Source organism: Nostoc sp. CALU 546 (genome assembly GCF_048836525.1).
The window spans coordinates 1-1,934 of the sequence record NZ_JAWJTF010000355.1 but is presented as its reverse complement, the minus strand read 5'-3'; the positions used below and the strand labels follow the sequence as shown (position 1 = coordinate 1,934).

Annotated in this window: 1 protein-coding gene; it reads left to right on the top strand. The window is 37.1% G+C overall.

All coding sequences use genetic code 11. The features are described 5' to 3' along the window. Nucleotides 1-171 precede the first annotated feature (171 nt). Nucleotides 172-1,674: an NB-ARC domain-containing protein gene (locus RRG12_RS43615; protein WP_420762966.1), complete on the top strand. Its 1,503-nt coding sequence runs from the start codon at nt 172-174 to the stop codon at nt 1,672-1,674. Nucleotides 1,675-1,934 lie beyond the last annotated feature (260 nt).

Sequence of the window (1,934 nt, the reverse complement as noted above, 5' to 3'; positions counted from 1 at the left end):
GTTTCTTGACAGGCTCTTAGAGTATTACTTTTTTTAAATAAGTAGCTATGAATAGCAAAACCTAGTAATATTGAGTCTGATGTAACACGTTTTAACGTAGCGCATTTCTAAATAAGCTTTGGTTACTGGGGAGCCAATGCAGTTTTGCTCACTAGCAGGACAAGTACAAGTATGGATTTTAATGCTACCCAAAAGTTAAATTCAATAGCCCTTTCCTCTGGTACTCCAAGAGAGCGAGGATTTAAAGCATCAAAAAATTTAGTAGCAGTAACTTTTGAAGAAGCTTTAGTAATCATCAATGACCTAGTATGCGCCAACAGAGGTAGAGGCTTGTCTAAGCCTGAGATATCTGTTATCAAGGGTGCCTGGGATAACTGTGGTTATGAGAAGATAGCACAAGACTCAGGTTATACCCTTAATTACTTACAACGGGTCGTAGGCGCTCGATTGTGGACTACACTTTCAAAAATAATTGGAAATGGGGAACAGATAACTAAAAAAAATTTGCGTCTTTTCTTAGAGCAACTTACCCAAGATCATAATGTTCAATCCACTTCAAGTAAAGAGCAGGGCTGCATTGTCAAAGGCTTAGTACAAGTTTTGGAACGTAAATGCCTTGATACATCTAGCTTTTATGGACGCGAAGAAGAACTGTCCAAATTAAAAGAATTAATAATCAAGCGGCGTTGCGTATCGCTTATAGGAATTGCAGGTATTGGTAAAAGTACATTAGCCGCAAAACTCATTGAAGAACTCAGTACAGAGTCTCAACCTAAATTTGACAGTATAATTTGGAAATCGGTTGCTCATGCACCACCACTCCAAGAGTTATTAGCAGATATCATGGAGTTAGTACAATCAAATGAGCCTGACTTAGATTTACCTAAATATACTCAGGCAATGATTTCATTACTGATTAAGCAGTTGCAATCACGGCGATTCCTAATAGTATTAGATGAATGTGAATCGTTATTTCAAGCAAATAGCTTGGAACAGAGACTGGAGTACAAGTTATTTTTACGTAGATTGACTGAAGAACTAGATCAAAGCTGCTTGCTATTAACTAGTCGAGTTTTGCCGGATGAGATCAATGATCTTATAGAAATTGGACTACCTGTTGAGTATCTCAAAATCGAAGGATTGAAGAACAATGCAGCAGTACAGTTTTTATCTACTCAAGGTTTGATAGATTTAGAAAAGTGTAATGAGTTAATTCACACTTATCGTGGCAATCCTTCAGAGCTAAAAGCAGTAGTTAATCGAATTAATAACTTATTTGGTAGTTCAGAGAAATTTTTTGAACATAAGACTACGCTGGTTAGCCGTCAGTTCCAAGTAATGCTTGATAAAACATTTGGTCAAGTGTTAAACGAAGTTCAGCGTCAAATTATGATTTACTTGGCTGAAAAAGTTTTCTCAGATCCCCAACCTGTTGCTATCACAATATTATTAAATGAATTGAACCCAAGTAAAAATTCAGGAGTGTCAGACTCAGAATTGATACTAGCGTTAGAAAAACTTGTAAATATGATATTAATCGAAAAAGAAATAGACCCCATTACCAGAGAAGCCCACTTTTCTCTTCAGCCAGTAATCAAGAAATATATCATGACAGATCCAACAGGATTAGTACACATATCTAATGCTTCACCTAATCTAGCGATCGCATCTTAGGTAAAAGTTTTCACAGCCAGGTAATCTACCCTACACGGAGTGTCACCAATCCTCTGATTACCCATTAAAAAGCAATCCTTAACAAATGTGGAGGTCTAAAAAAGAAAAACGACATCAGATGGACACAAGTTTTGTAAGATCAAGCTGAAGCGATACGGAGGCAAATAACAGCACCAAAATTTAAAGGACAAATGCCACTAAGGAGTAGGCGCTTTGTCCAAGGAGCAAAAACTAAATAACTCCAGAGCGGGGTTTCTCAG